Genomic DNA, 25,167 nt, shown 5'->3' with positions numbered 1-25,167 from the left:
CCCGTTCCTCTCCCGGGTGGCCCGGCCCGGTGGCCCCGTCCCGACAGGGAGGCGGATCGCCGGCGGGAGCCGACGCGAGTCACCTGGGTGTCACCATGGCGCCGGCCAGTCCCAGCAGGCCGAGCGCCAGACAAATCCCAAGGTTGGCCACCTTGTGGGACAGGAAGACCGCAATGAACTCACGGATCGTCGCGCTGGGCCAGAAGTACGCGGCGGTGGGCGCGCCGACGACCTGGCCTCTGACACCGGTACGGCGAGCCGTGAGCGCGGCACGCAAGACATGGAAGTTGTTCGTTACGACGAGGCACCGGTAGTCCGGCTTGAGTTCCTGCATGATCGCCTTGCTGAACCGCAGGTTCTCCTCAGTGGTGCGGGAGCGGTCCTCACGTTGGATCCGGTCTTCGGGGACACCGCGTTGGACGAGGTAGTCGGCCATCGCGTCGGCCTCCGGTAGATCCTCGTCAGTGCCCTGACCGCCGGAGGTGACCAGCACCGGGGGGTTGCCGCGCGCGGCCTGCGCCTCATACACCTTGCGCCCCCGGTCCAGCCTGTTCGCCAACAGTCGCGGTACCCGGGAGCCGCCGATGAGACCGGAGCCAAGTACGACCACGAAGTCCACGTTCCGCCGGATCGGCAGTCGGCCGTAGAGGAACGCGTAGCCGAGGAAGCTGAGGAAGAGGAAGGAGACGTAGCCGACCACCGGTATTGCGACGCTCGCGATGCGGACCAGCGTGGGCGAGTCGTAGACGAGGGCCGTGCCGAGCAGCGCGATGAAACCCAGGGTCGCCAGCCCGGTCAGAAGCGAGAGCAGGTTGGCGGGGCTCCTGCCCTCCTTGCGGACCATCTTCACCCCGTTCGCGATCAGGAAGAACGCGAGCGCGCAGGCACCCAGGCCGAGGAGTGCGCAGGCTCCCAGCACCGTGATCGTTAATGGCATCGACCGCTCGTCGGAGTCCACGAACTCGTACATGGGCGGGAGGATGAGGGTGATGCCGAGAAGGATGGCGTTGCTGAAGCGGCGGGGGTCGCGCAGGACGCGGACACAGAAGATCAGAAAGAGCAGTGCGGTGACATGAGCGAACATCGTCCGGACTCCCTGGGAAACTCAACGAGGCTTCGTCACCTCGACGTCGGACCTGCGCCGGCACTCCTGCGAACCCAGGAACGCGGGCAGCCAGGGGCGACTACGCGCAGGTGACGGGCTGACTCGAGCGCCGGGGGACCGGCTCATGGGTGTCAGACGATGCGCTTGCGGGCCCGGATGAAGACGAACACCACTACGGCTGCAGTCAGAGCGAAGAGTATCGATGCGCCGAGCCACTGCATGATGCTCATCTGCGAGATCGGCAGGTAGTCCACCGACCAGCCCACGATGTCGTACTTCTGAATGCAGACCTTCTCCGACGTCTCGCGCACGCAGGTGCCCCAGCCGTAGGTCTGCCCCGAACCCGAGACGAACGACCGGTCGATCTCGAAAGCGGCTTCAGGCAGGCTCGGGAAACTCGTGTCGCCGATTCCCTTGCTGGTGGTGATCGTGGTGACCTGACCGAGGTTCTGCCGCTGGTAGTGCCAGACCACCTGGACGACGACGGCGAAGCCGAAGGTGACGACCATGGAGATCAGGGTCCGGCGCAGGAGCATGCCGATCGCCACGCCGCCCACGACGGTGAAGAGTGCGAGCGCGACGGGCACCGGGCCGGTGTTGTCGAACGCGGAGCCCTCGCTCCACGCCAGAATCTGGCTCTGTTTCCTGACCGGTTCCCACCACCAGCCGAACGTGACGGACAGCGCCGCCGTGCACACGATGACCACCAGAGCGCTGATCCCAAGCTTGGCGGCCAGCCAGCGGCTCGAACTGACGGACTGGGAACTGACGAGTTTGGCGGTGCCGCTTTCCAGATCGCCGGCGAGGAGAGGGGCGCCGAGGAAGACGCCGAGCAGGATAGGGATGAAGCCAAGGCCGTACCCCACCATTTGGAACCTGGAGGCGTACGGGAGTGCGCCCTCCATCCACTTGTCGGGCGCCGCGTCGGGCCAGCCATGGGCGGCAAGGTCGTCCATCAGGCCGGTGCGCTGATAGGCGATGAACGCCACGGAGAAGGCGGTGGCGGCGAGGACGGTCCAGAAGCCGGCCCGATGCTGGCGCCAGATGAGCCAGACCAGGCCGCCGAGCCGGGGGCCGCGGGTGGCCATGCGGGACGCGGGGGACGCAGTCGGCCCGTGGGGTCCGACGGCGGAGGTGCTGGTCAGGTTGCTCATGCCGCCACCGTCCGCGAGCCGTCGGAGCCGTAAGCCCGCCCCGGGACGTGGGCTTCGGACGTGATCAGAGGTGGCGCGTCAGGGCAGCGCAGATAGGAGAGCAGGAGTTCCTCCAAGTTCGGCGTGTGGGCCTGCCACCGGCCGGTCACCGGGCCTTCGGGGCGGATGAGGGCGGTGACCTCGCGTCCACTGGTTCGGCATTCGACGACGGTGTGGCCGGCGAGCTCCGCCGGAACACCGTGGGCGTGGCCCTGCCACTGACTGTTTCCCTCGCCGCTCTCGAAGCCGTGCAACAGCAGGTGAGCGCTCCGGAGTTCGCCCACATCACCGGCCATGCGGAGGCCCCCCGAGGAAATGACGAGGAGGAAGTCGCAGACACTCTCGAGCTCGGAGAGCATGTGGGAGGACATGAGGACAGTGGTGCCGTGTTCGGCGGCCTCGGCCATCAACGTGCTCATGAGTTCGTGGCGTACCAGCGGGTCGAGGTCGGACATCGGCTCGTCGAGCATCAGCAGGTCCGGGCGCTTGCCGAAGGCGAGGGCGAAGGCGACCCGGGTGCGCTGCCCGCCGGAGAGAGTGCCGATCTTCGCCTCCATGGGCACATTGCCCGCGCGGACGATGTTCTCGGCGGCCCGCTGGTCCCAGGCCGGGTTCAGTTCGCGGCCCATGCGCAGCGTCTCGGCCACGGTGAAGCGGCGGAACAGCGGCTTCTCCTGGGCGAGGAACGCGGTACGCCGTCTGGCCTCCGAGGATTCCGGTGCCTCGCCGAATACCTTGAGGGTGCCGTTGGTCGGCTGCAGCAGATTGGCGGCGATCCCCATCAACGTCGTCTTTCCCGCGCCGTTGGGGCCCACAAGCCCGCAGATCCGGCCGGCCGGCAGCCGGAACGAGCAGTCCTGCAGGGCCCAGCCCCGACGGTACTTCACGCCCACCCCGTAGGCCTCAATCGCCGACGCCTCCGCCGGGCCCCCGACGCCCATGGCATCCCTGGCCTTACTCACTGGTACCTCGATTCTGGAATCACGTTGTGCCGACGGCCGCCGTGGTCTCGGCGTACCGCTCCTTCTCTTGTGAAAGTGCGCTGGTCTCCGCGACCTCTTTGGCGGTGGGCACCCGGTCCCACGGCGTCAGAAGGCCCAGCCGCGGGGCGCCTGCTTGGTCTGCTGGACGATCGGCCGTGGCTTCAGCGGCACAGCTCACTCACCCACAGCATCCAGCGGCGGCTCGGCACCACTCCTGGCCCCACGCACGACGGGCCGCTTGCCACCGGACGTTTCCATGTCTCGCCAACTGGCGTGAAACAGTTCGACGAAGCCGGCGAACTCCTCCAGCTCCCCGTACTTGGGCTCGTACAGGTAGGCAGCCCATTCGCCGTCCGGACCGGTCTGCGTAGGGTCGAGCAACCAGAAGTCTTCGCCACTCGCGATCTCGAGCGACAGCTGGAACAGCTTCAGGTACTCGTCGTCCTCGTCGGAGAAATCGCGGTAAGTGCCTATGAGGTCACTGCCCCCGTCGGTATCGCGCATCCAGGAAACGCGCTCGCACGGGTAGACGAGGTCAACCCAGCCACCGACACCACTCCACCCGTTGCTGGTCAGCAGAAAGCTGCGAAGCATCGGCGGGAATCGGACCCCGAGTCGTTGCTCGGCCGACAACACCGCTTCCTCGGCGGCCGGCTCGTGGCCCATCCAGCGCGTCGCCTCCTGCTCGGGCTCAAGCGCCCGACGCTGATATTCGTCAGCAGTCCGCAGATACAGTTCGCTGTACTCACGCAGGTATTTGCGCCACTCCTGCGGTGTGGTCAGCACAGGAGCCGCCGGGACCGCGCCGCTGTCACTGGTGCCGCTCATGGTCTCCCTCTCCCATCAACTCAAACGTCAAGCTCAGTTCCCTCCCCCGGCCAGTCGAGCGGAGTCGGGATGACGGCCCAGGCGAACTCGCACATCCTGCCCCGCCACTCCTCCCGGCGAGCTGGGTCCCAGTCCGTTCCGTGGTGGTCCCACAGGACGCACGAGGGCGAGTCGAAAATCGTCAGGGGGTCGGCACAGCACTCCACCAGATCTGGCTCGTCCGCCCAGTCACCCGTGTCGCACCAGTACTGGAGCCGAAGTGCCGCCCGCTCCCAGTCCTCGTCGTCCTGCGGATGTTCCTCGCACTGTGACTGCCGGTGACGCCGCAGCCCCTGAGGCAGCGGTTCACCGACCGCGTCCTCCAACAAGAACTTCGGGAGACTCACCTTGTGTTTGACGAGCACGCGTCATCAATCCTCTCCAGTAGGACCGTCGCATCCGTCCCCTGTCAGGAACATGTCCTCGGGCAGGAGTGCCGCGGCTTCCGCCCGCCGCCCCGAAATCGCCGGCTCTGCCCAACGGCCAACCCCTCTGAGCAGTGCCATGCCCGAGGAACCGTCCGCCGCGGTCCTGACGGCCAGCACCTGGTTCACTCCCATCGTGTTCCGCTCGAACCCGAGTGCCGAGGCAGCCATGTACAGACGCCATATCCTGGCCCGCTCGGGCGAGGTGAGCCGTACCGCCTCATCCCAGTGCCGCTCCAGGTTGGTCACCCACGCGCGCAGTGTCAGCGCATAGTGCTCTCGCAGGGCCTCGACGTCACGCACCTCGAATCCCGCTTCCTCCAGCAGCGCCACGGTCGAGCCCACCGGGGCCAGCTCACCGTCCGGGAAGACGTAGCGGTCGATGAAGGAGTTCATCCGGTACGCCTTCTCGCCGGGGACGGGACGGCGGGCGATCTGATGGTTGAGGAGGCGGCCCTCGGGTTTGAGCAGTCCGTGCAGTATTGCCGCGTACCCGCGATATGCCTGCGTGCCCACGTGCTCCGCCATTCCTACGGAGGAGATGGCGTCGTACGGGCCGTCAGAGATCTCCCGGTAGTCCTGCACACGGATCTCGACCTCATCCGTCAGACCGGCGCGCTCAACGCGCCAGCGGGCCAGGTTGGCCTGTTCTGTGGAGATCGTCACGCCCACCACATGGACTCCGTGATGCCGCGCGGCGTGCAGAGCGAGTGAGCCCCAGCCACAGCCGACGTCGAGCATGCGCTCTCCCGCGCGGAGACCGAGCTTCCGGCAGATCAGTTCGAGCTTGGCCTCCTGCGCCTCCTCCAGAGTGGCTCCTTCGTCCGGGCCGCCCTGCCAATAGGCGCACGAGTACACAAGGCTGGGCCCCAGGACCAGACGGTAGAAGTCGTTGCCCACGTCGTAGTGGTGGCTGATCGCCGCACGGTCGCGGCGCAGCGTGTGGGCCCGGCCACGGCGACCGGCCACTTCCTCCGCGGGCGGGGTGGGCGGCAGCCCGGGACGAGCCAAAGCAACCGTGTCGTACAGGGCTCGTACACCGGTCGAACTGCGCAGGAACGCGGGCAGGCGGTGCGCCGCGTCGTCGCCGCCTGCCGGCTCGCGCTCCCACAGCAGTCGCGAGATCCGGTCCAGCGCCTCGTACAGATCGCCCTCGACATCGAGTTCGCCGGCCACCCAGGCACGGGCGAGCCCGAGTTGTCCCGGCCGCCACAGCAGCCGCCGCAAGGCTTGAGGGCTGCGCAGGACGAACGCGGGGCCGTCAGCCGGCCCGGCCATGCTGTCGTCCCACGCCTTGATGGCCACGGGCAGCCGTGTGCCGGTGACGGCCTCGGCACATCGGGCCAGCACGGTGGCGGCTCCGGTCATCGTTTCCTCCCCGCGAGCGGGCCATTCGGTACGTGATGTGCACAGTGCGGTACTGCGTACGGTTGTCCGCGCCGTTCGCACCACTTGCGGCTGTCACCGCACACGATGTGCGGTGACAGCCGTTCGCGGTCTCCGCGTCCCTGGCAGGGGGTTCAGGTCCGGAGAATCAACTGGCACCGGAAGGCGTTCGAGTCGCCTTCGGTCCGTACAACGAGCTCTTCGCCTGAACGGTTCACCGTCTGCCCTCGCGCTGTGCTCGGAGGCGAAGAGCTTCGCCCGACAACAGCACGGCACGGGAAAAACAAGCCGCCCCAGCCATGCTGCGACCTCGCAAGGCATTGACGTACAGGAAGGCTCTGGAGTGAGTGAGCAGCGGCGAGCTGTGGTGATGGGTGCAAGCATTGCGGGACTGTGCACCGCACGCGTGCTGGCGGACAGATTCGACCAGGTGGTGGTTGTCGACCGTGACAACCTCCCCGCGGGTCCGGAGTTCCGGTCAGCGGTGCCCCAGGGGCGGCACGCCCATGGGCTCCTCGAGGCCGGTCAGCAAGCGTTGGAGCAGTTGTTCCCCGGTGTCACGGCGGAACTCGTCGCGGCCGGTGGGGCGCGTCTGGACCATCTCGCCGATTCGAGGGTGTTCCAGTACGGTCACCCGTTTCATCACACCATCTCCGAGTGCCACTTCCTCAGTGTCACGAGACCGCTTCTCGAATGGTCGCTGCGCCAACGTGTTCTTGGTCTACCGAATGTGACGATCCATCAAGGTCGCGCAGCTTCCGGTCTGTTGGGCGACGCGCGCCAAGTGACCGGGGTGACGACCGCCGACGGCGAGGTGCTCACCGCGGACCTCGTCGCCGACTGCACAGGCCCGTCGGGACGTTCCGAAAGGTGGTTGGCATCCCTGGGAGCTTCCTGGCCCGACGTGTCACAGGTGAAGATCGGCGCGGGATACTCCAGCCGGATGTTCAGGCGGCTCCCGGGCGATCGCGTCGGTGGGGCAGCAGCTGCTTACATCCTGGCCTCCCCTCCCAAGAGTCCGCAGGGGGGTAATGCGGTGCCGGTTGAAGGTGATCGCTGGCTCATCAGTCTGCACGCGCTGCACGTGGGCGGCCTTCCTGACGACGAGGCCTCGTTCCTCGACTTCGCCAAGAGGCTGCCCGATCCGTCGATCGCGGAATTGGTGGCCCGCGCCGAGCCGATGAGTGACATCGCCCTGCATCGCTTCCCGGCAAGCCGACGACGGCACTTCGAGCGCCTGGCGGAGATTCCCGTGGGCCTCGTCACGGTCGGGGACGCGCTCTGTACGTTCAATCCCGTCTACGGGCAAGGCATGACCAGCGCCGCCCTCCAGGCGCTCGCCCTGGGCAGGGCCCTTGACCGGTTCGGGCCCCGCGGGCCCCTGACGGCCGCCGTCTATTACGCCGCAGCAGCCAAGGTGGTCGAGGTTCCCTGGGCTCTGGCGGCCGGAGGAGACTTCGCGTTCCCCCAGACGCGCGGCTCCAAGCCGCGGGGAACCGACCTGGTCAACCGCTATGTGCGCAGGGTCTCCCTGGCCGCTCAGGTCTCTCCCCCGGTCGCCAAGGCCTTCGCGTCCGTGGCCCACCTCGCGAAGCCGCCGGCGCTGCTCTTCCGCCCGTCGATGGTCGCGCGCGTCGCAGCAGCGGCGCTCCGCTCCCGGACGTAGTGGCGGATCGGGGCCGGCTGTCGCCGAACGAACCGGTGCGCAGGGCCGCACGACCAGGCCCTGCGCACCTGTTCATACTGCTTGGCTACTCCGATCCGAGCATGTTCCGCACGATCGGCCCCGCAGCGTCGCTTCCATGACCGCCCTGCTCCACGACGGCCGCCGCGGCGATGTCGTTGCGGTAGCCGGTGAACCAACTGTCGGACACGGCGTCCCCCGCGACCTCGGCTGAGCCGGTCTTCGCGCCGATGTCTCCCTGCAGCCCCCGCATGGCCTTGGCCGCCGTTCCCTCCCTTGCCGTCCTGCGCAGCATGTCGCGCAGTTGCCGCGCGACATCATTCGGCAGAGAACGCTGCGCCTCCGCAAGGGTTCGGTCGTCCACATCCGGCGACACCAGGTTCGGCTGCCGGAATGTCCCGGTCGCGGCGGTCGCAGCGACCGAGGCCATGTTCAGCGGGTTCATCTGCACCTGGCCCTGCCCGATCATCGACGCGGCCCTCTCGGCCCCGGTCGCCTCAGGGACGCTGCCGTCGAAGGTGGCGACTCCGCTCTGCCACTCGAGGCCCACGCCGAAAACCTCGCGTGCCTCCCGGGACAGGGTGTCCGCGTCGATGTCGTCCGCGAACTCGATGAACGTGGTGTTGCAGGAGCGGATGAAGCCGTCCGAGAAGGTGCCGCCGGGCAGCTCGAAGTTGTTCAGGTTGTGGAAGGTCGTTCCCGCAATACTCGAAAGCTTTGGGCAAGGTGCGGAGCCCGGCGCGGTGACCAGCCCCTTCTCCAGCAGTGCAGCCGCGGTGATGATCTTCATGGTGGATCCGGGGGCGAGCTTGCCGAGGAAAGCCGCGTTGAATCCGTCCTTGCGGTTGTTGGCCACCGCGAGGATCTCGCCGCTGCTGGGCTTCACCGCGACCGCAGAGGACTCCGGGAACTCCTTGACCGCTTGCTCCGCCGCCCGCTGAACCTTCGCGGACAGGGTGGTGCGCAGCTTCACCGGTTTGCCCGCCGAAATGACATGCAGAGACTCGGCCGGCCTGCCACTCGACGTTGTGAGCCGGACCTCCACTCGTGGCGTTCCGCCCAGCTTGTCTCCGTAGCGCTCTCCCAGCGCCGGAAGCACGCCGGCGAGAGAGGGAAACTCCTTGGTCGTCAGTTTCTTGCCGTCCCTGTCAACGGCTTCGACCGCGGGTGTTGCGGCCTCGGCGACCGTCAGGGTGTCGCCCTTTCGAAGCTTCGGATGCACGACGGACGGCAACCACGCGACGCGCGGCTCCCCCGTACCCGGGTCCCGTACCAGCCTCATGGAGGAACCGTACGTCCAGGTCGATGCACCACCGTCGTGACGGAACCGGAGGGTGACGGAGAAGTCCACACGCGCGGCGCTCTGCCGTTCCGCCTTGAAAGAGACATCTGCCCCGGCCCCTCTGCGGAACTGAGTCAGCGCCTGTCCTGCTGCACTGCCATCGTCGGTGAGCATGGCCGCGGTCGTCAGATCTCCCTTTCCCCATGCATCGAGGAAGTCCTGTGCGGTCGAGTGCACCTCGTCGGTCGTGAGCGGTCCGGTCTTCTTCAGCAGCCCAAGGGCATCGACCGCACCGTAACCGCCCACACCTGTCAACAGCACAACCGCCCCGGTGACACCGAACTTGACTCTCTTGCGCATGGTTACCTCCGGGCACAGCACCCAGCAGTGCCCTTGTCTCGAAAGGCGATCAGTTCTGACACGAGTTGTCTGTGCGGGCCGAGCGGCCCCGCCCTGGACACGACGAGAGGCCCGCAGCCGATGTGGAGCGTGCTGGGGCCCTCTTCGGCTCGCGGCCTGCTGTGGCGGCTGACTTCGATATCCACCGTCGTCGAGGGACAGGCCGCTCTCGGACCCGGTGTGGACGCCGCGGAGTACTACGACTGTCTCTGCGTCGACGAGGCCTGCGGAGCCTGAGACGACTCAGTTCAACTCAGACCCGGATCGGCCTGTGCTCCAACCGACTTCATGTCATTGCTTCAGCCGGCGGGGGTGGCGTCCGAGTCGCTTCTCCTGAAGCGGGTGCTGCCCATGTAGTCTGCCAGGGCATCTTCGAGACCGGGCACGCCCTCCTTGGGCAGAGACGCGAACCACGCGCCGCCCACTCCTTCGCCCTTGACGTCACCCGGCTTGGTGTCTTTGGCGTAGCGGTAGACCGGCGTTCCCGCCACCGTCAGCTGCTTTGTACCGTCCGGCCGTGTCACTGAGCCGATCAAGGCAGGATCCAGGGCCGACGGCAGCGAGGCGCCGCCCGCAGGTACTGGGGGCCAAAGCTTCGCGCAGTCCTCCGCACAAGCGGACTTGGGGGGCTTGGAGCTGTCCTTGGTGTAGCGGTAGAGGGTGAAGCCGGTGGAGTCCGTGACGATCGGACCGAGTTTGGCGTTGCTGGCCAACGTAAGCGTTCCCGCCGGAGCCGAGCCATTCGCCTCGGGGGCCTTGGTCGTCGGAACCGTCACCTGCGCCGAAGCAGTCGCCGATGCACGGGACTTGGGCTCGCCGTCACCAGTACTGGCCCCGCAGGCAGCGGTCAACATGAGCGCGACGGACGTCAGAACGACTGCTCCAGAACTCCAGGTCTTCATTACATCTACTTTCTCGTAGCTCCGGCGGAGCATGTGTCCGGACACTGCTACGAGCAAAGGGAAAGGGAGGTTCATCCGCCGCCCCGAACTCAAGTCGGGGCGGGGAGAGGTGACTTGCAGGCCTGGGGCGGTCAATCGGCAGCACGGGTACGAGGCCCGCGCTTGCCCTTGCCGATGAGGAGACTCAGTAGTGCGGTGACCGCGCCCGCCATCGCCAACCGTATGCTCCACTCGCCTACGAACCCCTGTCCGACTTTTGCGAGTTGGGGCATGGCAAGCAGCCCAGTGCTGAGCGGATAGGTGATCAGACAGACGACCAGCACCATCCAGAACGGTGGCTCAGTGGACATCGACACGGCTGTGGAGGCGCAGATCACGACGATGCTGAGGACGATGATGAGTGAAGTGAAGGTCATGGCGACCAGCATTCCGGTGACCGTACGCCCAATCATCAGCCGCTGGCAGGACTGGCATCTCTACCCGCAGATGGAGAAGGCTCAGCCGATGCCGGGCTGGTCCTGTAAGGGGTCCTTTCACTATGAGCGTCCGATCAGGTCGCGTGGTCTGGTGCCGTGCATCGCAAGGCGCCGGAAGGTCCTCGTAGCGGAGCTACTAGGACCTTTTGGCAACGCGGCGATGGGGGTGCCCCCTGCTCGAGCGCAGCCGAGAGCTTGGGGGAGCGGTGCCAGACCACGCGACCCGGGCGGGCATAGTGAAAGGACCCCCAAGGGCTTGCCGGGAAATAAATCGTCGGCGAGCATCTGTCCTGAGCTGCAGTGTCAAGACCCGGAGCACGCAAGTTGTATCCCGGCAAGCCCTAAGTGAACGCGGGCTCTGGCTCAACTCGTGTCGCTCGCGGACGGGGACTACGGCCGCTCGGTGGGCGGGTCCTCCCTGGTCCCTTCTTCGCCCTCGGTCACCTTCGCGCGAGGATCGCGGACAGGCCGAACTCCAGGAGCTCGCCGAATGATTCCGCGTCGAGATGACCGAGGACGCGATGGAGGGCGGGGCAGGCCGTCTCGGAGACCGCGTTCGTCAGACGGGCGTCCGGGGACCGGTGGGCCGCCGCCCGCCATGCAAGATGAGGACATCAACGCAGCCTGACGTTCATCGAGCCGTCGGCTTCCCCGCCTGCCGGGGGTGCTCCGGCCCTCCATCTGACAGGTGTCCCGCATGGGGTACCTGCGTGAGCATCTGCACCGGACGGGTTCAACGGGACGTGCAGGCGCGCAGCCTCATGTACGGCGACGTATCCATCTGTGGCAGTGGTCGGCATCCCGGTGGCCGTTCCTCGCGCGGACGTTGACGCAGCTCCGGTCGCGGCGAAGTCTCCCGACATGCGGAGCGGAGTCGTGGGCTTGGCCCTGGCGATCGCGGGCTCGGCGGTCGCGGAGCTACTGGCCTTCCGGTATGGCTGGGCCGGGACCGAGTCGCCGGTGTGCCGAGGCATCGTTGCGCCCCCACCAGGGGCCTGCCGTCTCCCGTGAGCCCGGCGCCGTGGGCGGTGGCACTGGCCGCTGCCGTCGGCGCGGTGGCTGGACTATTGCTTCGAGCATGCCGCGAGCCGCTTCTTCACCGGCTCCCGCCAGCCGATCGCTTCGGGTGCCTCGGTGGAGCGCAGCGTGCGGCCCGCCAAGGTGGCATCCCTCCCGGTCGCCCGGGCGACCGCGAGCCCTGCGCCGGCAGCCGTGCAACCCACCGCCCAGCTGCGTAGGCGAGCGGGTTGACACGGGCGCGTCGAGACGGAACAGTAAACCATATGGTTCACCATCAGTTCGCAGCCCTGGGTGACCCGACCCGCCTGGCCATCGTCGAGCGGCTCGCCCGCGGGCCGACGTCCGCCGGTGACCTCGCGGCGCCGACGACGCTCTCGCTGCCCGCCGTGCTCAAGCACGTCCGCGTGCTCGAGGAGGCGGGCCTGGTGACGACCGTCAAGCGCGGCCGCGTGCGCGAGTGCCGGCTGCGCGACGACGCCCTCGTCGCCGTGGCCACGTGGACCGCACAGCAACAGGCGCTCTGGTCGACCCGGCTGGACGCTCTCGGCACCCTCCTGGAGGACACGTGACCGCCACCCCGCTCCTGTCGTTCGACCTCGAGCGCACCTACCCCGCGTCGCCCGAGCGTGTCTGGGCCGCCTGGACCCGCGCCGACCTGCTGCAGCGCTGGGCCTGCCCCGACCCCGCCTGGCGCGTGTCGACCTGCGAGGTCGACGCCCGCGAGGGCGGGGGCTACCGACTGCGGTTCGGCCCTCGTCCGGCCGGCGACGCGTACAGCGAGACGGCCACCTTCGCGGTCTTCGAGCCCGTGGAGCGGCTCGTGCTCGACGTGCTCACCGCGGGGGAGGACATGGCCGAGCGCTCCCGCTGCACGATGCTGCTCCTGCCGGTCGAGGGCGGGACCCGGCTGGAGCTCACGGTCGAGGGCCTGTCGGACGCCCTGACCGCCGAGCACATGCGCGTGGGCTGGACGTGGTGCCTGGAAGGCATCGCCGCGCAGCTCGACGCCGCGGCCTGATCACGCCGTCTCGTACACCAAGCACTCCACGACGGTCACCTGGCCGCCGGCGACACCCACCGACGACGCTGGCCCCATGACGCCACAGCACACCGCCCGCCGGCCCAGCGCAGGACTCGCCCGAGGGCCCGAGCCCCATGACCTCCGACACCGCAGCCCCCGCCCTGGCCGCGACCGCCCGCAACGTGCTGGACCGGATCCGCTACATGGTGCTCGGCACGATCGACGAGGACGGGTATCCGCACCTCGCCGGTGTACTTCGTCCCTCACCGATGCCGAGATCTGAGCGACGGTGTCAGCTCCCACGTGCCAACCCATCGGTCGCCGTCACCTCGAGGCGCCGGCGTGTCGTTTGCGGGGAGGTCAAGCGGCACGATGTCGTCGTGGTACGGGACATAGGTGTGTCGCCGCCACGCGTACCAGTACACACCGGCGCCACACCGGAGCACCGCGATGAAGCCGCGGATGAGCACATTGCCAGTCATGAAGTCCCTTTGGTCGAAGGTGATTTGACAAACCGCTGTGAGCGGCCCGCTAGGCAAGCAGCGTTGGCACAACACCTGGTCCGCGAAGGGGTGGGGCGGAGTAGTCCGCGCGGAGCCAACGAGCAGTGAGCGATGGGACGGGAAACCCGGAACCAGGTGGTCCAGCACCGCGCCGGAGCCGCTGTGGCGCGCAACCTCACCACGTTCCCGGGCGCGCCGCACAATGGCGTCCAGGCGGACGACGCAGGGGCAACGACGGTTCTGCATACGGCCGCCGCCAAGAGCGGATCGCTCGAGCAGGCTTGGCTCAGGCCGGTCAGAACTTCGACGTACTTCTTGTCCTGCCTGGCAAAGAGTGGCGGCGAAAGCGTGCACGTCCGAAGCGAGGGAACCGGTGTCGCACCGGTCTCTGTCCTCCTGCGTCAGGAGGTCCGACAGGCAGGCGTCGAGAGCAGCGATCACCAGCTGAGCCTCGGTCGCCCACAACCGATACAGGGTTGCCTTGCTGCAATGGGCGCGCGCGGCCACGGAGTCCAACGTCATGACCTCGTAGCCGAGGGTCGTGAGTTCCTCCGTCACCGTCGTCAGGATTTGGTGGCGCCGTTGTACGGACAACCGTGAGCGGCGCAAGGCGTCAGTGGCAGTGTCCTGTGCCATGCGCGGGAAACTCCTGTTCGCCGGGACAGATATCCGGGGATGACAAGCGCCTTAGGGGTCCTTGCACCATGCCCGCCCGGGTCGCGCGGCCTGGCACCGCTCCCCCAAGCTCTCGGCTGCGCTCGAGCAGGGGGCACCCCCATTGCCGCGTTGCCGAAAAGCCCAGGTAGCTCCTCCCCCAAGCTCTCGGCTCCGCTCGAGCAGGGGGCACCCCCATCCAGGGCTCTCCGGCGCCTTGCGATGCACGGCACCAGACCACGCGACCTCATCGGACGCTCATAGTGCAAGGACCCCTTAGTCGCGCCCGGCGCGCAGCGGGAACAATGTTTCCGGCAGTGGACTCATCGCAGCTGCGTTCCGGACGCGACCATGAGGGGGCGGGCTCTGACACCTCGGGGTGGGATGCCAGAGCCCTGACGGGTTGCGGGCCCGTACACACCGCAACGGTCGCTTCCGTGCATTGGTTCACCACCACCAGCCCGTCATCCGGCCTCAATCCCGTGCCGCCCGCCGGTCCGTGTCTCCACCGCCGGCAAGCACATGTCGATCCCGTCCCGGCAGTGGTCAGAGGTGGACAGCAGCCTGGACTGGGAAGTGAGCAACGGCGGCCTCGACGCTGGTTCACGTCGGCCATCAGCGACCGACAACGACATGAACGAGTAAGGGAATGCCGCGTGAGCGAGATCTGGATCAAGGAAGCAGAGCGACTGGGGGACGGCACCATCGGCGGGGCAATGGACCTCGTGGTGGCTCCCGCACGCGCCGTCTGGCACACCACGGAGAGCGGTGCGGGTGACGAGGCGTTCCGCGCCGTCGCCGCGCACCTGATCCGCAACAGCGCCGAGCCGCACCTGCTGTACGACCCGACCACCGACAGGCTGGGCCAGTTCGGTCCACTCGACATGAGCGCCCGCGCGCTCCGGAACGACGGGAAGGCGCGAACGAACCGGGTCGGAAGGGCCTGTGTGCAGATCGAAGTACTCGGCCGAGCGTCCAAGCCGTTCACCGGGTACTGGAAGCCGGGGCCCAACTTCAGGGGCCTTATGCGTGCCATCCGCTCCTGGCACATCCCGGACACCTGGCCGGCAGGCCGGCTGGCGACCTCGGCCGGCGATGCGGACAACCGCTCCCGCTCCGTGTGGCTGAACAAGGGGGGCCACTACGGCCACGCCAATATCCCGGGCAACGACCACTGGGACCCGGGGAACATCGACCAGTCCGCCCTGTTCAAGGCAGCTCCGACCACGAGTCCCGGCTCGGGATCGGGTTCCGGCTCCAAGCCGACGGTCGACCTGAGCAATGTCGTCGCCGCCGCCCGTCGCGACCCTTCCCTCCCCCAGGGCGGTACGACGCACAAGGCCGATGTACTCCTCGTGGAGAAGGCCCTGGTCGCCGAGGGCCTCCTGCCGTCGCATCGGGCCGACGGCTCCTTCGGCACGACGACCATCGAGGCCTATGCCGCCCTGCAGCGACGGTACGGGTTCACCGGAGCCGAGGCGGACGGCATCCCGGGAAAGAGCACCCTCACCAAGCTCGGTGCGAAGCACGGCTTCACCGTCCGGGGCTGACGGGATGCAACTGGCTTGCGCGTTGGAAGAAGAAACAGACATGGCCGCGTCGACAGCGCTCGCATCGCCCCCTCAGACGGCCCCTCGTCGCTATACCGTCTCCCTCACGAGGGACGAGCGCGACATACGAGCGGCCCAGCGGCTGCGCCACGAGGTCTTCGCCGGCGAGTTGGGCGCCTCACTCACCACGCCCGAGGCCGGTCTGGATGCAGATGCCTTCGACGACCACTGCGACCATCTGCTGGTCCGTGAGGAAGGCACAGGGGCGGTCGTCGGCACGTACCGGCTGCTGCCGCCCGCTCAGGCTACCGCCGTCCGGGGCCTGTACGCGGAAACCGAGTTCAACCTCGGTGGTCTGACGGGGATCCGACACGACCTCGTCGAGGCGGGCCGCTCCTGCGTCCACCCCGACCACCGCGACGGGGCAGTCATCTCCCTCATGTGGGCCGGTATCGCGCGCTACATGACCCAGGCCGGGCACGACTGGCTCGGTGGGTGCTGTTCGGTCCCTCTGGCGGACGGCGGGGCACTGGCCACCAGTGTGTGGGAGACCGTGTCCGCCAAGCACCTTTCCCCAGAGGAGTACCGCGTCACCCCTCGCCTCCCCTGGCGTCCCACCTCCGCTCCCTCCGGGCGTATTCCGCTCCCGCCGCTCCTGCGCGGCTATGTGCGCCTGGGCGCCTGGGTGTGCGGAGAGCCGGCGTACGACCCTGACTTCGGGGTGGCCGATTTCTACGTACTGCTGTCTGTGCGGCGCGCCGACCCGCGTTACCTCAGCCGTTTCCTCTCCCTGGCGTCCGCGCCGTGAGCGCCCCTGCCGGCGTCCCCGCCAGCGGCGCTCACGGCGCGTCGCCCCACGAAGCTTCGGCCAACGGCCCCCTGCCGACCAGCATCTGGCTGCCCAGCGCCCCATGCACGCCCGCCCTTTGTGTTTCCGATCCCGGGCCGTCCGTGACGCGGCTGCTGCGCGCGGCCCGACTCGTGACGGGGATCGCCGTCATCGCCTTCGGTGTTTCTCTCATCCCCCTGATCCGGCGCTTCTCCCGGCCCTTCCGCGACCGGCTGATCAGGCGCTGGTGCCGCACCATTCTCTCGGCCTTCGGCGTACGGGCGAGGATCACCGGGACCGGCGACGGACGGGCGGCACGGCCGGTGACGGGCAGGCTCGTGGTTGCCAACCATGTCTCATGGCTGGATATACCTCTGATCGCCGCCGCCCTGCCTGGCCGGATGGTGGCTAAGCAGGAGATCGCGTCCTATCCGGTGCTCGGGCGAGTGGCCCTCTCCGGAGGCACGTTGTTCGTGGAACGCGACCGGTTGCGTGTCCTGCCCGCCAAGGTCGCCGAGCTCGCCGCGGCACTGCGCGCCGGCTCATCGGTGATCGTCTTCCCCGAAGGCACCACCTGGTGCGGCCGAGAGCACGGCCCCTTCCGGCACGCCGCCTTCCAGGCCGCGATCGACGCGTCGGTCCCCGTGCAGCCGGTACGCATCCGCTACGGCCTCGGGCACCGGCAGCCCGCCGAGGCGGCGGCGTACGTGGGTGATGACACCCTGCTGTCCTCGCTGCGCAGGGTGTCCGCGGTCCGCGGTCTGACCGCCGAACTCGCCGTCCTGCCACCCATTCCGCCGGGAACCTACACCGACCGTCGGTCGCTGGCCCGCGCGGCCCGCGAGGCCGCCGTGTCCCGGAGCGAAAATCGAACGAGCAGCCATCCACCGACCGTCCCGGCGGGGGCACTCCCGTGACCGACACACCCTCGCCCCGAAAAGCTCCCGCCTTGTGCTGAAGGACTGAAGCCTGTAACCCGCGCATCGGCCAGTGGCTCGTGGGACCCGGTCACCAGGCTCGGCACAGGCGCCTCAGCCGATCCGCAGGCGTGCCGCGTAATACCTCATGAGAGTGGATCATGACGAATCTGCAATACGACATTCTTGATGTGTTCGCCGATCGCCCCTACGCGGGAAACCCGTTGGCAGTGGTGCACGGCGGCGAATCGCTGACCGACACGGCGATGCAGGCCATCGCCCGTGAGTTCCACCTCTCCGAGACTGTGTTCACGCTGCCCCCGACTGTCCCGGGCGCCGATTACCGCGTGCGCATCTTCACTCCGACCGTCGAACTATCATTCGCCGGCCACCCCAGCATCGGCGCCGCATGGCTGCTGGCCCGCAGAGGCGTGATCGGACACGGCAAGGTCCGGCAGCAGTGCGGCGCGGGCGTCATCCCGGTTCGTGTGGACGATGACGGCGCCCGGATCGCCGGTGGCCGACCGGAGATCGGCAAGGACCTGGATGCCGCACCGTTGGCCGCGGCGGTCGGTCTCACAGTCGATGACGTGGACGTCGCAGGCGCTCCCGGGGCCGCCGCGGCCGGCGCATGGTTCGCTTTCCTGCCGGTCCACGATGAGGCCGTGGCCCGGGCCCGCCCCGACGCCGCGGCGCTCATCGCCCGGACCGTCGGCATGGTCGGGCTCGTGCTGTTCAGTTACTCACGGGAGTCGCGACGAGCACACATACGGATGTTCGCTCCGGGCTCGGGAGTTGCCGAGGATCCGGGCGGGGGTTCCTCCGCCGTCGCGTTGGGCGTCCACCTCGTCCACCGCGGCATGCTGAGCCCCGACGGCCGTTCGGCGTTCATCATCAGCCAGGGAGCCGAAATCGGGCGGACATCGACCATGGACGTCGAGGTACGCGCCGAAAGTGGTCGGGCAATGGAGACATCGGTCCGCGGTGCGGTCATCGCGGTGGCCCGCGGCGAACTCACCTGCCTGCCATGACGCCCGGTCACTCAGCAGCGCGGATGCTCCGCGGCAACCACACGCGAGCATGCTTGACTCTCACTCACCGTCATCGGTTTATCCTCGCAGGCTTGACTGTCCCATCGCCCCCGGGCGGCATCGGCGTCGGCGCTGAGCCGGTCCAGCACGTTGGAGGTGATCCGGTCGACGATCGGGTCGTGCAGTGTGCTGCCCCAGTTGATGGTGGCGGCATTGCAGACGGTGCCCCTGCCGAGTCCGCAGACGCCCATGGTCGCCATGCCGCCCTGGCCGAAGTGACGCCAGTGACCGAGGTCCGCAGTCGCCAGTACCACGAACGACGGTGGGGTTCCGTCTCTTCCAGTTGCTTGAGGGACACCGTGCGTCATGTCGAGGTGCGCGGCATCCGTCTCATAGCCGAGCGCCCCCGGGCGAAGCAGTCGCCGTCCCGGATCCGCAGCAGTTGCTCTGGCTCCACGGCACGCGGTATCCGCGATGGTTGTACAACTCCCGTGGTACCGCAGAAGATCCTTTTGGGTGTGCTGTCCCGGGAGACTGGTTACGGCACAGCGCCGGTGGTCTCGGGCGCTGGCGGTACAGGTTCGTCCTCGAAGCCCACCTGGTGCCGCCGTCACGGGATGACCCAAGCTAGCCCACATGGACTGGTTGCCACTGCTCTCCACCTTGGCCGGGGCCGCGATCGGCATCGTCGCCACTCTCATCGCCGATCGGAATCGATGGAAGCACGATGAGGCCAAAGAAGCTCTTCGGCTGCGGCTCGATATCTACACGCAGTACACCACCGCCGTGAAGGTCCTCGGTGAGACTCTGCGGACCTTGGCCGAGCGAGAACACCCTTCCGACGACGAGCGGGCGGTTACGCTGCGCGAAGCCTTTCGGGATTCAGGCATAGCCATCGCATCAGAACGGATGTGGCTCATCGCGCCCCAACCTGTCGTCAAGGCCTCCAACAGCGTGTACCACTGCCTGCAACGCATCTGCGACGGCTACATCGACGGGACCGTTGTCAGCAGTCCAGAGGATCACGCCCGCTGGGAGGCCCGCGGCAAAGCAGCTGCCAGGATGCGCCAGCTCATGCGTGAAGATCTCGGCGTTGGCCCGCTCACCGAACGCCACAGCGCCCTTCTCAACGACGGCAACAACCCCGGCGCTCAGTGATCACGACCGTGGCACCAACGTCATGAGACACCACAGCTGATATGGAGAACCTGGGTGTCAAGGGACGTGCGGTGTCCGGCTCGACACTCAGGTGCCGGGCCTGCTCTTCGTGCTGTTGGGCCGGTGGGAGAGAGGGTGCGGTGAGGCGTGTCGGCTCGACGAGCGGTCAGACTGATATGCATGGGTTGGTTACCGCATGACCGGTTGTGCGTCGGGAGTGTTCCGCGGGTCCAGGGCCGAGCGTGGCCGCACCGATCCCCGGCGGGGCTGCTCATCGGTGTGCCGCGGGTCCTCCTCGCGCTGCCCGTCCAGCGCCGGTCTGCCACCGGCGGCTTGTGGGCCGGCTGGTGTCAGGACGGTTCGTCCATCACAGCCAGGCTCCAGCACCATCCGGCCAGTTCACGGGCGACGGCCACGGCGGCGATGGTGGGCCGTGTGTCGCGGGCGTCGAATCGCTTCCACCGCTGGTTAAGGCGCCGGTTGCCCCGCTCGGCCCGGTCCCGGACTGCGGGCGGCTGACCGGCCTGGCGGCGCATCAGCTCGCGGCCCAGACGGTACCGCTTGCGGTGGTGCCAGGACGCCTCCACCAGCAACCTGCGGGCGTGGCTGTTGCGGTCTTGGTGATCGGACCCTGCATCCGGCGCTCGCCGCCAGAGCCCTCCGACGGCACCAGCCCCAGATAGGAGCCGATGGTGGCGCCGGTGAACCAGTGCCAGTCACCGACTTCGACGGCCAGCCCGAAGGCAGTCAGTGTGCTGACCCCGCGCAGGCAACCCAGCCGCCCCACCACCGGCACGAACGGCGAGACGGCGGCCATCTGCTCGATGGCCCCATCCAGCCGCCCGCGGCGGGCATGACAGTGCAGCACGGTGTCGAATGCCTCGTCGAAGGCCAGCTGCGCACCGAGCCGGTCGAAACAGAGAGAGCGCAGCCGACTCTCGTGCTACTGCGTCCGGGCCGGGCCCTGCCACACCAGACCCTGGCGCAGCAGTAACTTGGAAAGCCGGTGCCGCGCACGCAACAGACCTCCGCGCGCGTCCGCGCGGGGCCCGCACCAGATCCCGCGCGGCATCCTCCTCGGTAGGCACCCGCACGGCCGGGAGTTCCCCGATCCGCAACAGCCTCGCCGGCCGCTCCGCATCCCGCCGGTCTGTTTTGACCCGGTCACCCGGCAGCCGTTCAACCTTCGACGGCGCGACCACCACACACCGCGCACCCGCCGCCGTCAACGCCCTGGCCAGTCCGAACCCGGTCGGCCCGGCTCATAGGCCGCCGCCACCGGACCCCAGGCGGCGGCGAGCTTGGCCACGTCGACGGTTTCGCGATGGAGGTGATCCAGGACCAGGCGGCGAACTGTGGCGACGTAGACGGGCAGCGCCTGCTCCAAACGGGCGCACCCGGCGTCGGTGAGGGCGGCGTTGAACGACCGCGCGTCGTGCGGCGACTGTTCACGCAGGAGCAGGCCCTCAACCGCCAGGGCCTGCACGGTGCGTCCCGGAACCGGGGGCGAGGCGTGACACAAGCCGGCCAGGTCACCGAGCTTCGGCATCCACACCTGCCTCGGCGCGCCACTGGCCCAACTGGAGACCCGGGTCGTCCTGGAGCAGTTACTGGACCACTCCCCCGAAGTATTTTCACCCGATCTATCACCTTTCCCGCATCCCGCTTCTCGACGGCACCCACCTGAGGATCGAGTGCACACCAGCCGTGATCACATGTTTCTGTCGATCCTCTAGACAGACCCTGCACCGAAGCCCGTTATTGGAAGAACACGTTGTCAGAGCCGATGCGGCACCGAAGGAACGCTCGCCGGCATTGCGGTCCGCCGAGGGCGGGCTTCGCCCTCCGTCGTACCATCTCCGTGCAGGAGCTCCTGATGCCCGGCGTGCCGTGGTGCTTGTGCCGGCCGCCTGAAAAACTTCGTGCCGGTATCTCACGACTTGTGCCGGAGGAAACCCAATCCGACGTGGCGCTGACGTGCAGGTCGCGCCTGTACCTGGTTCGCGTTGAAACGCAGACGCCTGGAAGGCCAAGCGCCGCGCCGGGAACAGCCGGTCCGGTCGGCACGGTTGCATCGACCGAGGGACCGGCGCCGCACGGGCCGGGAACTCGGCGACCACAAGGTTCCGCCCACCAGGGTCGCGGTACACCCGCCGCGCACTCGGACCAAGACGCAACGTAGTTAGTTCTGCAGGAGGACTGTTTCATGACTGACCGGCCTTTGACGCTCATGGCGGTGCACGCCCACCCCGACGACGAGGCCACCGGAACCGGAGGGGTCCTCGCACGGTACGCGGCGGAAGGCATCCGCACGGTTCTCGTGACGTGTACCGACGGCGGTTGCGGTGACGGACCGGGAGGTGTCAAGCCGGGCGATCCCGGGCACGATCCGGCGGCAGTCGCATTGATGCGCCGTCGCGAACTTGAGGCGAGCTGTGACGTCCTGAAGGTCAGCGATCTGGAGATGCTGGATTATGCCGACTCCGGGATGATGGGCTGGCCGAGCAACGACGCCCCCGGATCCTTCTGGCAGACCCCCGTGCAGGAAGGCGCAGCCCGACTCGCGGAACTCATGCGGCACTACCGCCCTGATGTGGTCGTCACCTATGACGAGAACGGCTTCTACGGCCACCCCGACCACATCCAGGCCCACCGCATCACGATGGCGGCGCTGGAGATGACCGCGCTGACACCGAAGGTGTACTGGACCACGATGCCCCGCTCGATGATGCAGCGGTTCGGCGAGATCATGCGCGAGTTTCATCCGGACATGCCGGAGCCGGATCCTGCCGAGGCCGCCGCAATGGCCGAGATCGGCCTCCCCGACGATGAGATCACCACGTGGGTGGACACGACCGCGTTCAGCGGGCAGAAGTTCGACGCGTTGGCCGCGCACGCCAGTCAGGGCGAGAACATCTTCTTCCTCAAGATGGGCAGGGAGAGGTTCGGCGAGTTGATGGGCATGGAGACCTTCGTACGTGTCCAGGACGCCACCGGCGCGGCCATACCCGAGAACGATCTCTTCGCCGGATTGCGCTGATCCGCCCACCGACCGCGCGTTCCGCTCCGGCAGCCCGCGTCCAGGCCCTAGGGGGTGTCGGCACGTGCCCGCACTGCCGACCCGACACTGCGCTTCCCCGAACCACTGGCAACCGCGCAGGTGGGAGAGGTGCGGGCTACTAACTCGGAAAGTGCGCGACAGCCCTGGTCACAAGCCCGGCACAGGTGAATAGCCCGACACAGGTGAATGAACCCGACACAGGTGAATGAAGAAGCAGGTCCCGGTGGCGGGTCTCCGACACCAACCGCGAGACCTTACAGGAAGTCCGTCTCGGGCAGGCCCGGCGCGGCTCGTGCATCGTGCCCTCATCAGCCAGGCCCGCGCCCCTGAGGACGTCTCCTCCCCCGGCCAGGACCCAATCGACGTGGGAGTGGAGGAGACCCTCTTCGACCGGCGCGTCACCGCCGCCATGTTCCGCGCCTGGGGCGTCCTCGAGGAAAGGGCCGGCAGGGGCGGACGACTACATCACCAAGCCCTTCAGCCCCCGCGAACTGGTCCTGCGGGCGGAGTCGGTCCTGCGCCGCGCCGGAGCGGTGGCGGCCTCACGGACGGCACCCGCCGGGGCTTGGCTGCGGGCGGGACCGCTCGCCCTGGAGCCCGCCGCCCGTCGCGCCACCCGCCACTGGCATGAACTGGCCCTGACCATCCGGGAGTTCGACCTGCTGGAGTTCTTCCTGCGCAACCCCGGGCGGGCCACGAGCCGGGAGGAACTGATGCACAGATCATTGAGGCGTGCAGGTGGAGACTGGCGAGGTAGCTGTCGGGAGTCTTGTCGTACGGGTGTCTCACCGTCCCAGTTCCGGCCTCCTGGTACGTCACGCTCTGGGGCGGGTGAGGCACGTGGAGCCGACGTGAGCCGACCGGTGCACTGATGTCCGGGCGGGGACTCATGGGACATGGCCCGGCACCCAGCTCAGGTTCCGGGGAGGATACGGCGCGTTTCGTAGGCCCACATCGCGATCTCGACCCGGTTGCGGGCGCCGAGTTTGGCCATCAGGCTGGCCAGATGCGTCTTCACCGTGCTGAGGCTGATGTGCAGCGCGTCGGCGATCTCGGTGTTGGTCAGCCCGCGGGCGACGGCGAGGAGCACCTGCTCCTCGCGGGCGGTGACGGGGGAGACCGGCTGGGCCGCGGGACGGCCGGCGGGCAGGTCCGCGAATGCCTGGAGCAGACGGACGGTGACGCTGGGCGCGATGAGCGCCTCACCGTCGGACGCCGACCGCACGGCCTGCGCCAGAAGTTCTGGTCCCGTGTCCTTGAGGAGGAATCCGCGGGCGCCGGCACGCAGTGAGCCGTAGACGTACTCGTCGAGGTCGAACGTGGTGATGACGACCACGGCCAGCGGGTCGGCGACGCCCGGGCCGGCGATCAGCTGGGTGGCCTCGAGCCCGTCGAGTACGGGCATGCGGATGTCGAACAGGCAGACGTCGGGGCGCAGTTCGCGGGCCAGACGTACCGCTTCGCGTCCGTCGGCGGCCTCGCCGACCACCTCGATTCCGGGCTGGGCGTTCAGCATGATCCGCAACCCGGTGCGGATGATCGTCTGGTCGTCAGCGACGAGGACGCGAATGGACACGGTCGCTCCTCGCTCTCGGCAGTTCGGCGTCGACATGCCAGCCCTGGTCGGCGCCGGGGCCGGCTTGTAGTTTGCCGCCGAGCAGGGTCGCGCGCTCGCGCAGTCCGGTAAGTCCGTATCCGTCGCGACCCCGGCCGGTGCGCCGGCCGTTGTCGCGCACGCTCACGCGTACCGTGTGCCGTTCCGCGGCGACCCGTACGACGAGCTCGGTCGCGTCGACCGCATGGCGCATGGCGTTGGTCACCGACTCCTGCACGATCCGGTAGACGGCCGCGTCCACGGCCGGGGGCAGCGTGTCCAGTTCGCCGTCGAGCCCCAGGTCGACCCTGAGGCGGCCACCCGGGGTGCGCACCAGGCGCTCCAGATCCGCGACTCCGGCGGGGGGCGCCAGCTCGGCGCCGACCCCGCGGTCGCGCAGCGCGGCGACCATGGCGCGCATTTCCTCCAGCGTGCGCGCCCCTTCCTCCTCGACCCCCTCCAGCGCCTCGACGGCGGCGGACGGGTCGGTGTCCGCGAGCACTCGGCCCGCCTGGGCGATGATCACCATGGCCGACACGTGGTGGGCCACCGTGTCGTGCAGTTCCCGGGCGAGCTGCTCACGCTCGCGGGACCGTACCTGCTCCAACTGCCGCTCGCGAGCGGTCCCCCAGAACCGCACGGCGGCCCCGACCACGCCGGGCAGCAGCAGGAAGACGAAGCCCACGACCTTTTCGACGACCGGGCTCTCGTACGTGACGACACACAGCGCGCCGACCGCGAGGATCACCGCGCCGCCCAGCACGATCTCGCGTCCCGATCCCCACCGGAGCAGCGCGTACACCAGCACGAGCACGACCGCGCCGGTGTCCAGGCCGACGGGCTCGCGCGGTGCGGCGACGAGCGAGGCCACCGGGAGCAGCACCACCGAACCGAACGCCAGCGTGACCATCGCCAGCGGGCGGGTCCGGCGCCACAGGGGCAGCAGGCACAGCCATACCGCCAACACCACCGCCACCGGCCGCCACACGACGTTCTCGCGCAGGGTGGCCTCCAGCACCACACCGCCCAGGCCCGCGGCGAGCAGCGCCCAGTCCCGCCACACCCGGGCGGGCGCGTCGGGCGGCCGGGGTTCGGTCCACAGGGTTCGCAGGTCGTCTCTGAGCACG

24 protein-coding genes and 1 pseudogene are annotated in these 25,167 nt (G+C 68.4%); 11 read left to right on the top strand and 14 right to left on the bottom strand.

Features of this window, described 5'->3' with window-relative positions:
* Positions 1–79 precede the first annotated feature (79 nt).
* The 6 genes from EF387_RS26105 to EF387_RS26080 all read right to left on the bottom strand — a co-directional run bounded on the left by EF387_RS26105 (position 80) and on the right by EF387_RS26080 (position 5,941).
* Entirely contained in the window at positions 80–1,084 is a 1,005-nt protein-coding gene (locus EF387_RS26105; protein WP_128379030.1) for a YdcF family protein, read from the bottom strand.
* Positions 1,085–1,236: 152 nt separating this feature from the next.
* Positions 1,237–2,259 (bottom strand): ABC transporter, encoded by a 1,023-nt coding sequence (locus EF387_RS26100; protein ID WP_128379029.1) that lies wholly within the window; start codon positions 2,257–2,259, stop codon positions 1,237–1,239.
* Positions 2,256–3,239 (bottom strand): ABC transporter ATP-binding protein, encoded by a 984-nt coding sequence (locus EF387_RS26095; protein ID WP_128379065.1) that lies wholly within the window; start codon positions 3,237–3,239, stop codon positions 2,256–2,258. The genes EF387_RS26100 and EF387_RS26095 overlap by 4 nt, the downstream gene beginning before the upstream one ends.
* A gap of 216 nt (positions 3,240–3,455) precedes the next feature.
* Positions 3,456–4,109 carry an SMI1/KNR4 family protein gene (locus EF387_RS26090; RefSeq protein WP_238431696.1) on the bottom strand — a complete coding sequence of 218 codons (654 nt, stop codon included), beginning with the start codon at positions 4,107–4,109 and terminating at the stop codon, positions 3,456–3,458.
* 20 nt (positions 4,110–4,129) lie between these two features.
* On the bottom strand, positions 4,130–4,513 hold the full coding sequence (locus EF387_RS26085) for a hypothetical protein (protein WP_128379028.1): 384 nt from the start codon (positions 4,511–4,513) through the stop codon (positions 4,130–4,132).
* 6 nt (positions 4,514–4,519) lie between these two features.
* Positions 4,520–5,941, bottom strand: a complete 1,422-nt coding sequence (locus EF387_RS26080; RefSeq protein WP_128379027.1) for an SAM-dependent methyltransferase — start codon at positions 5,939–5,941, stop codon at positions 4,520–4,522.
* 361 nt (positions 5,942–6,302) lie between these two features.
* On the opposite strand from EF387_RS26080, the gene EF387_RS26075 reads away from it, so the two are divergent.
* Positions 6,303–7,625, top strand: a complete 1,323-nt coding sequence (locus EF387_RS26075; protein ID WP_128379026.1) for an FAD-dependent oxidoreductase — start codon at positions 6,303–6,305, stop codon at positions 7,623–7,625.
* 85 nt (positions 7,626–7,710) lie between these two features.
* On the opposite strand, the gene EF387_RS26070 is transcribed toward EF387_RS26075, so the two are convergent.
* Positions 7,711–9,285 (bottom strand): penicillin-binding transpeptidase domain-containing protein, encoded by a 1,575-nt coding sequence (locus tag EF387_RS26070; protein ID WP_128379025.1) that lies wholly within the window; start codon positions 9,283–9,285, stop codon positions 7,711–7,713.
* A 129-nt stretch (positions 9,286–9,414) separates the two neighbouring features.
* On the opposite strand from EF387_RS26070, the gene EF387_RS46770 reads away from it, so the two are divergent.
* Positions 9,415–9,561 (top strand): hypothetical protein, encoded by a 147-nt coding sequence (locus EF387_RS46770; RefSeq protein WP_155589787.1) that lies wholly within the window; start codon positions 9,415–9,417, stop codon positions 9,559–9,561.
* A 62-nt stretch (positions 9,562–9,623) separates the two neighbouring features.
* Here the strand turns inward: EF387_RS46770 and EF387_RS26065 are convergent, their stop codons facing one another.
* Both EF387_RS26065 and EF387_RS26060 read right to left on the bottom strand, forming a co-directional pair.
* Complete coding sequence (locus tag EF387_RS26065; protein WP_128379024.1) at positions 9,624–10,226, bottom strand: hypothetical protein; 603 nt, start codon at positions 10,224–10,226, stop codon at positions 9,624–9,626.
* A 131-nt stretch (positions 10,227–10,357) separates the two neighbouring features.
* Positions 10,358–10,654, bottom strand: coding sequence for a hypothetical protein (locus tag EF387_RS26060; protein WP_128379023.1), 297 nt, complete (start codon positions 10,652–10,654; stop codon positions 10,358–10,360).
* A gap of 1,331 nt (positions 10,655–11,985) precedes the next feature.
* Between EF387_RS26060 and EF387_RS26050 the strand changes: the two genes are divergently transcribed.
* From EF387_RS26050 to EF387_RS26020, 6 genes are all read left to right on the top strand, one after another.
* On the top strand, positions 11,986–12,291 hold the full coding sequence (locus tag EF387_RS26050; protein ID WP_128379022.1) for an ArsR/SmtB family transcription factor: 306 nt from the start codon (positions 11,986–11,988) through the stop codon (positions 12,289–12,291).
* Positions 12,288–12,740, top strand: coding sequence for an SRPBCC family protein (locus tag EF387_RS26045; protein ID WP_162467213.1), 453 nt, complete (start codon positions 12,288–12,290; stop codon positions 12,738–12,740). Before EF387_RS26050 ends, EF387_RS26045 begins: the two co-directional genes overlap by 4 nt.
* A gap of 1,816 nt (positions 12,741–14,556) precedes the next feature.
* Complete coding sequence (locus tag EF387_RS26035) at positions 14,557–15,450, top strand: peptidoglycan-binding domain-containing protein (protein ID WP_238431695.1); 894 nt, start codon at positions 14,557–14,559, stop codon at positions 15,448–15,450.
* Between the two features lie 40 nt (positions 15,451–15,490).
* Entirely contained in the window at positions 15,491–16,258 is a 768-nt protein-coding gene (locus EF387_RS26030; protein ID WP_128379019.1) for a GNAT family N-acetyltransferase, read from the top strand.
* A 143-nt stretch (positions 16,259–16,401) separates the two neighbouring features.
* Entirely contained in the window at positions 16,402–17,196 is a 795-nt protein-coding gene (locus tag EF387_RS26025; protein ID WP_238431694.1) for a lysophospholipid acyltransferase family protein, read from the top strand.
* A 161-nt stretch (positions 17,197–17,357) separates the two neighbouring features.
* Positions 17,358–18,227, top strand: coding sequence for a PhzF family phenazine biosynthesis protein (locus EF387_RS26020; protein ID WP_128379018.1), 870 nt, complete (start codon positions 17,358–17,360; stop codon positions 18,225–18,227).
* Positions 18,228–18,238: 11 nt separating this feature from the next.
* Here the strand turns inward: EF387_RS26020 and EF387_RS48605 are convergent, their stop codons facing one another.
* A complete protein-coding gene (locus EF387_RS48605) occupies positions 18,239–18,541 on the bottom strand; it encodes a hypothetical protein (RefSeq protein ID WP_238431693.1) in 303 nt (100 codons plus the stop codon).
* A 322-nt stretch (positions 18,542–18,863) separates the two neighbouring features.
* Between EF387_RS48605 and EF387_RS26010 the strand changes: the two genes are divergently transcribed.
* The gene (locus EF387_RS26010; protein ID WP_238431692.1) at positions 18,864–19,385 is read left to right on the top strand and encodes a hypothetical protein; all 522 of its coding nucleotides are present in this window, start codon (positions 18,864–18,866) and stop codon (positions 19,383–19,385) included.
* 535 nt (positions 19,386–19,920) lie between these two features.
* Here EF387_RS26010 and EF387_RS47565 read toward each other — a convergent pair.
* A complete protein-coding gene (locus EF387_RS47565) occupies positions 19,921–20,202 on the bottom strand; it encodes a transposase (RefSeq protein ID WP_238431691.1) in 282 nt (93 codons plus the stop codon).
* A 408-nt stretch (positions 20,203–20,610) separates the two neighbouring features.
* Entirely contained in the window at positions 20,611–20,934 is a 324-nt protein-coding gene (locus tag EF387_RS47560) for a MarR family winged helix-turn-helix transcriptional regulator (protein WP_202918370.1), read from the bottom strand.
* Between the two features lie 657 nt (positions 20,935–21,591).
* Between EF387_RS47560 and EF387_RS26000 the strand changes: the two genes are divergently transcribed.
* Together EF387_RS26000 and EF387_RS48600 are read left to right on the top strand one after the other, a co-directional pair.
* A complete protein-coding gene (locus EF387_RS26000; RefSeq protein WP_128379017.1) occupies positions 21,592–22,425 on the top strand; it encodes a PIG-L family deacetylase in 834 nt (277 codons plus the stop codon).
* 470 nt (positions 22,426–22,895) lie between these two features.
* A pseudogene (locus tag EF387_RS48600) lies at positions 22,896–23,162 on the top strand (response regulator transcription factor); the annotation flags it as partial.
* A 197-nt stretch (positions 23,163–23,359) separates the two neighbouring features.
* Here the strand turns inward: EF387_RS48600 and EF387_RS25985 are convergent.
* Complete coding sequence (locus tag EF387_RS25985; RefSeq protein ID WP_128379016.1) at positions 23,360–24,022, bottom strand: response regulator; 663 nt, start codon at positions 24,020–24,022, stop codon at positions 23,360–23,362.
* Positions 23,997–25,166, bottom strand: a complete 1,170-nt coding sequence (locus tag EF387_RS25980) for a sensor histidine kinase (RefSeq protein WP_128379015.1) — start codon at positions 25,164–25,166, stop codon at positions 23,997–23,999. The genes EF387_RS25985 and EF387_RS25980 overlap by 26 nt, the downstream gene beginning before the upstream one ends.
* Position 25,167 lies beyond the last annotated feature (1 nt).

The organism is Streptomyces cavernae (assembly GCF_004023625.1).
Classification (GTDB): domain Bacteria; phylum Actinomycetota; class Actinomycetes; order Streptomycetales; family Streptomycetaceae; genus Streptomyces; species Streptomyces cavernae.
The sequence above is the reverse complement of the archived record's forward strand: the minus strand, read 5'-3'. Positions and strand labels throughout refer to the sequence as shown.

Bases quoted from the DNA above. Each gene is read 5' to 3' on its own strand.
- EF387_RS26050 (WP_128379022.1), top strand. From the start codon at position 11,986: ATGGTTCACCATCAGTTCGCAGCCCTGGGTGACCCGACCCGCCTGGCC.
- EF387_RS26010 (WP_238431692.1), top strand. From the start codon at position 18,864: ATGGACTGGTTGCCACTGCTCTCCACCTTGGCCGGGGCCGCGATCGGC.
- EF387_RS26080 (WP_128379027.1), bottom strand. From the start codon at position 5,941: ATGACCGGAGCCGCCACCGTGCTGGCCCGATGTGCCGAGGCCGTCACC.
- EF387_RS26100 (WP_128379029.1), bottom strand. From the start codon at position 2,259: ATGAGCAACCTGACCAGCACCTCCGCCGTCGGACCCCACGGGCCGACT.
- EF387_RS26070 (WP_128379025.1), bottom strand. From the start codon at position 9,285: ATGCGCAAGAGAGTCAAGTTCGGTGTCACCGGGGCGGTTGTGCTGTTG.
- EF387_RS26095 (WP_128379065.1), bottom strand. From the start codon at position 3,239: ATGGGCGTCGGGGGCCCGGCGGAGGCGTCGGCGATTGAGGCCTACGGG.
- EF387_RS26105 (WP_128379030.1), bottom strand. From the start codon at position 1,084: ATGTTCGCTCATGTCACCGCACTGCTCTTTCTGATCTTCTGTGTCCGC.
- EF387_RS26000 (WP_128379017.1), top strand. From the start codon at position 21,592: ATGACTGACCGGCCTTTGACGCTCATGGCGGTGCACGCCCACCCCGAC.
- EF387_RS26030 (WP_128379019.1), top strand. From the start codon at position 15,491: ATGGCCGCGTCGACAGCGCTCGCATCGCCCCCTCAGACGGCCCCTCGT.
- EF387_RS26020 (WP_128379018.1), top strand. From the start codon at position 17,358: ATGACGAATCTGCAATACGACATTCTTGATGTGTTCGCCGATCGCCCC.
- EF387_RS26065 (WP_128379024.1), bottom strand. From the start codon at position 10,226: ATGAAGACCTGGAGTTCTGGAGCAGTCGTTCTGACGTCCGTCGCGCTC.
- EF387_RS47565 (WP_238431691.1), bottom strand. From the start codon at position 20,202: ATGGCCGCCGTCTCGCCGTTCGTGCCGGTGGTGGGGCGGCTGGGTTGC.
- EF387_RS47560 (WP_202918370.1), bottom strand. From the start codon at position 20,934: ATGCCGAAGCTCGGTGACCTGGCCGGCTTGTGTCACGCCTCGCCCCCG.
- EF387_RS26090 (WP_238431696.1), bottom strand. From the start codon at position 4,109: ATGAGCGGCACCAGTGACAGCGGCGCGGTCCCGGCGGCTCCTGTGCTG.
- EF387_RS26060 (WP_128379023.1), bottom strand. From the start codon at position 10,654: ATGCTGGTCGCCATGACCTTCACTTCACTCATCATCGTCCTCAGCATC.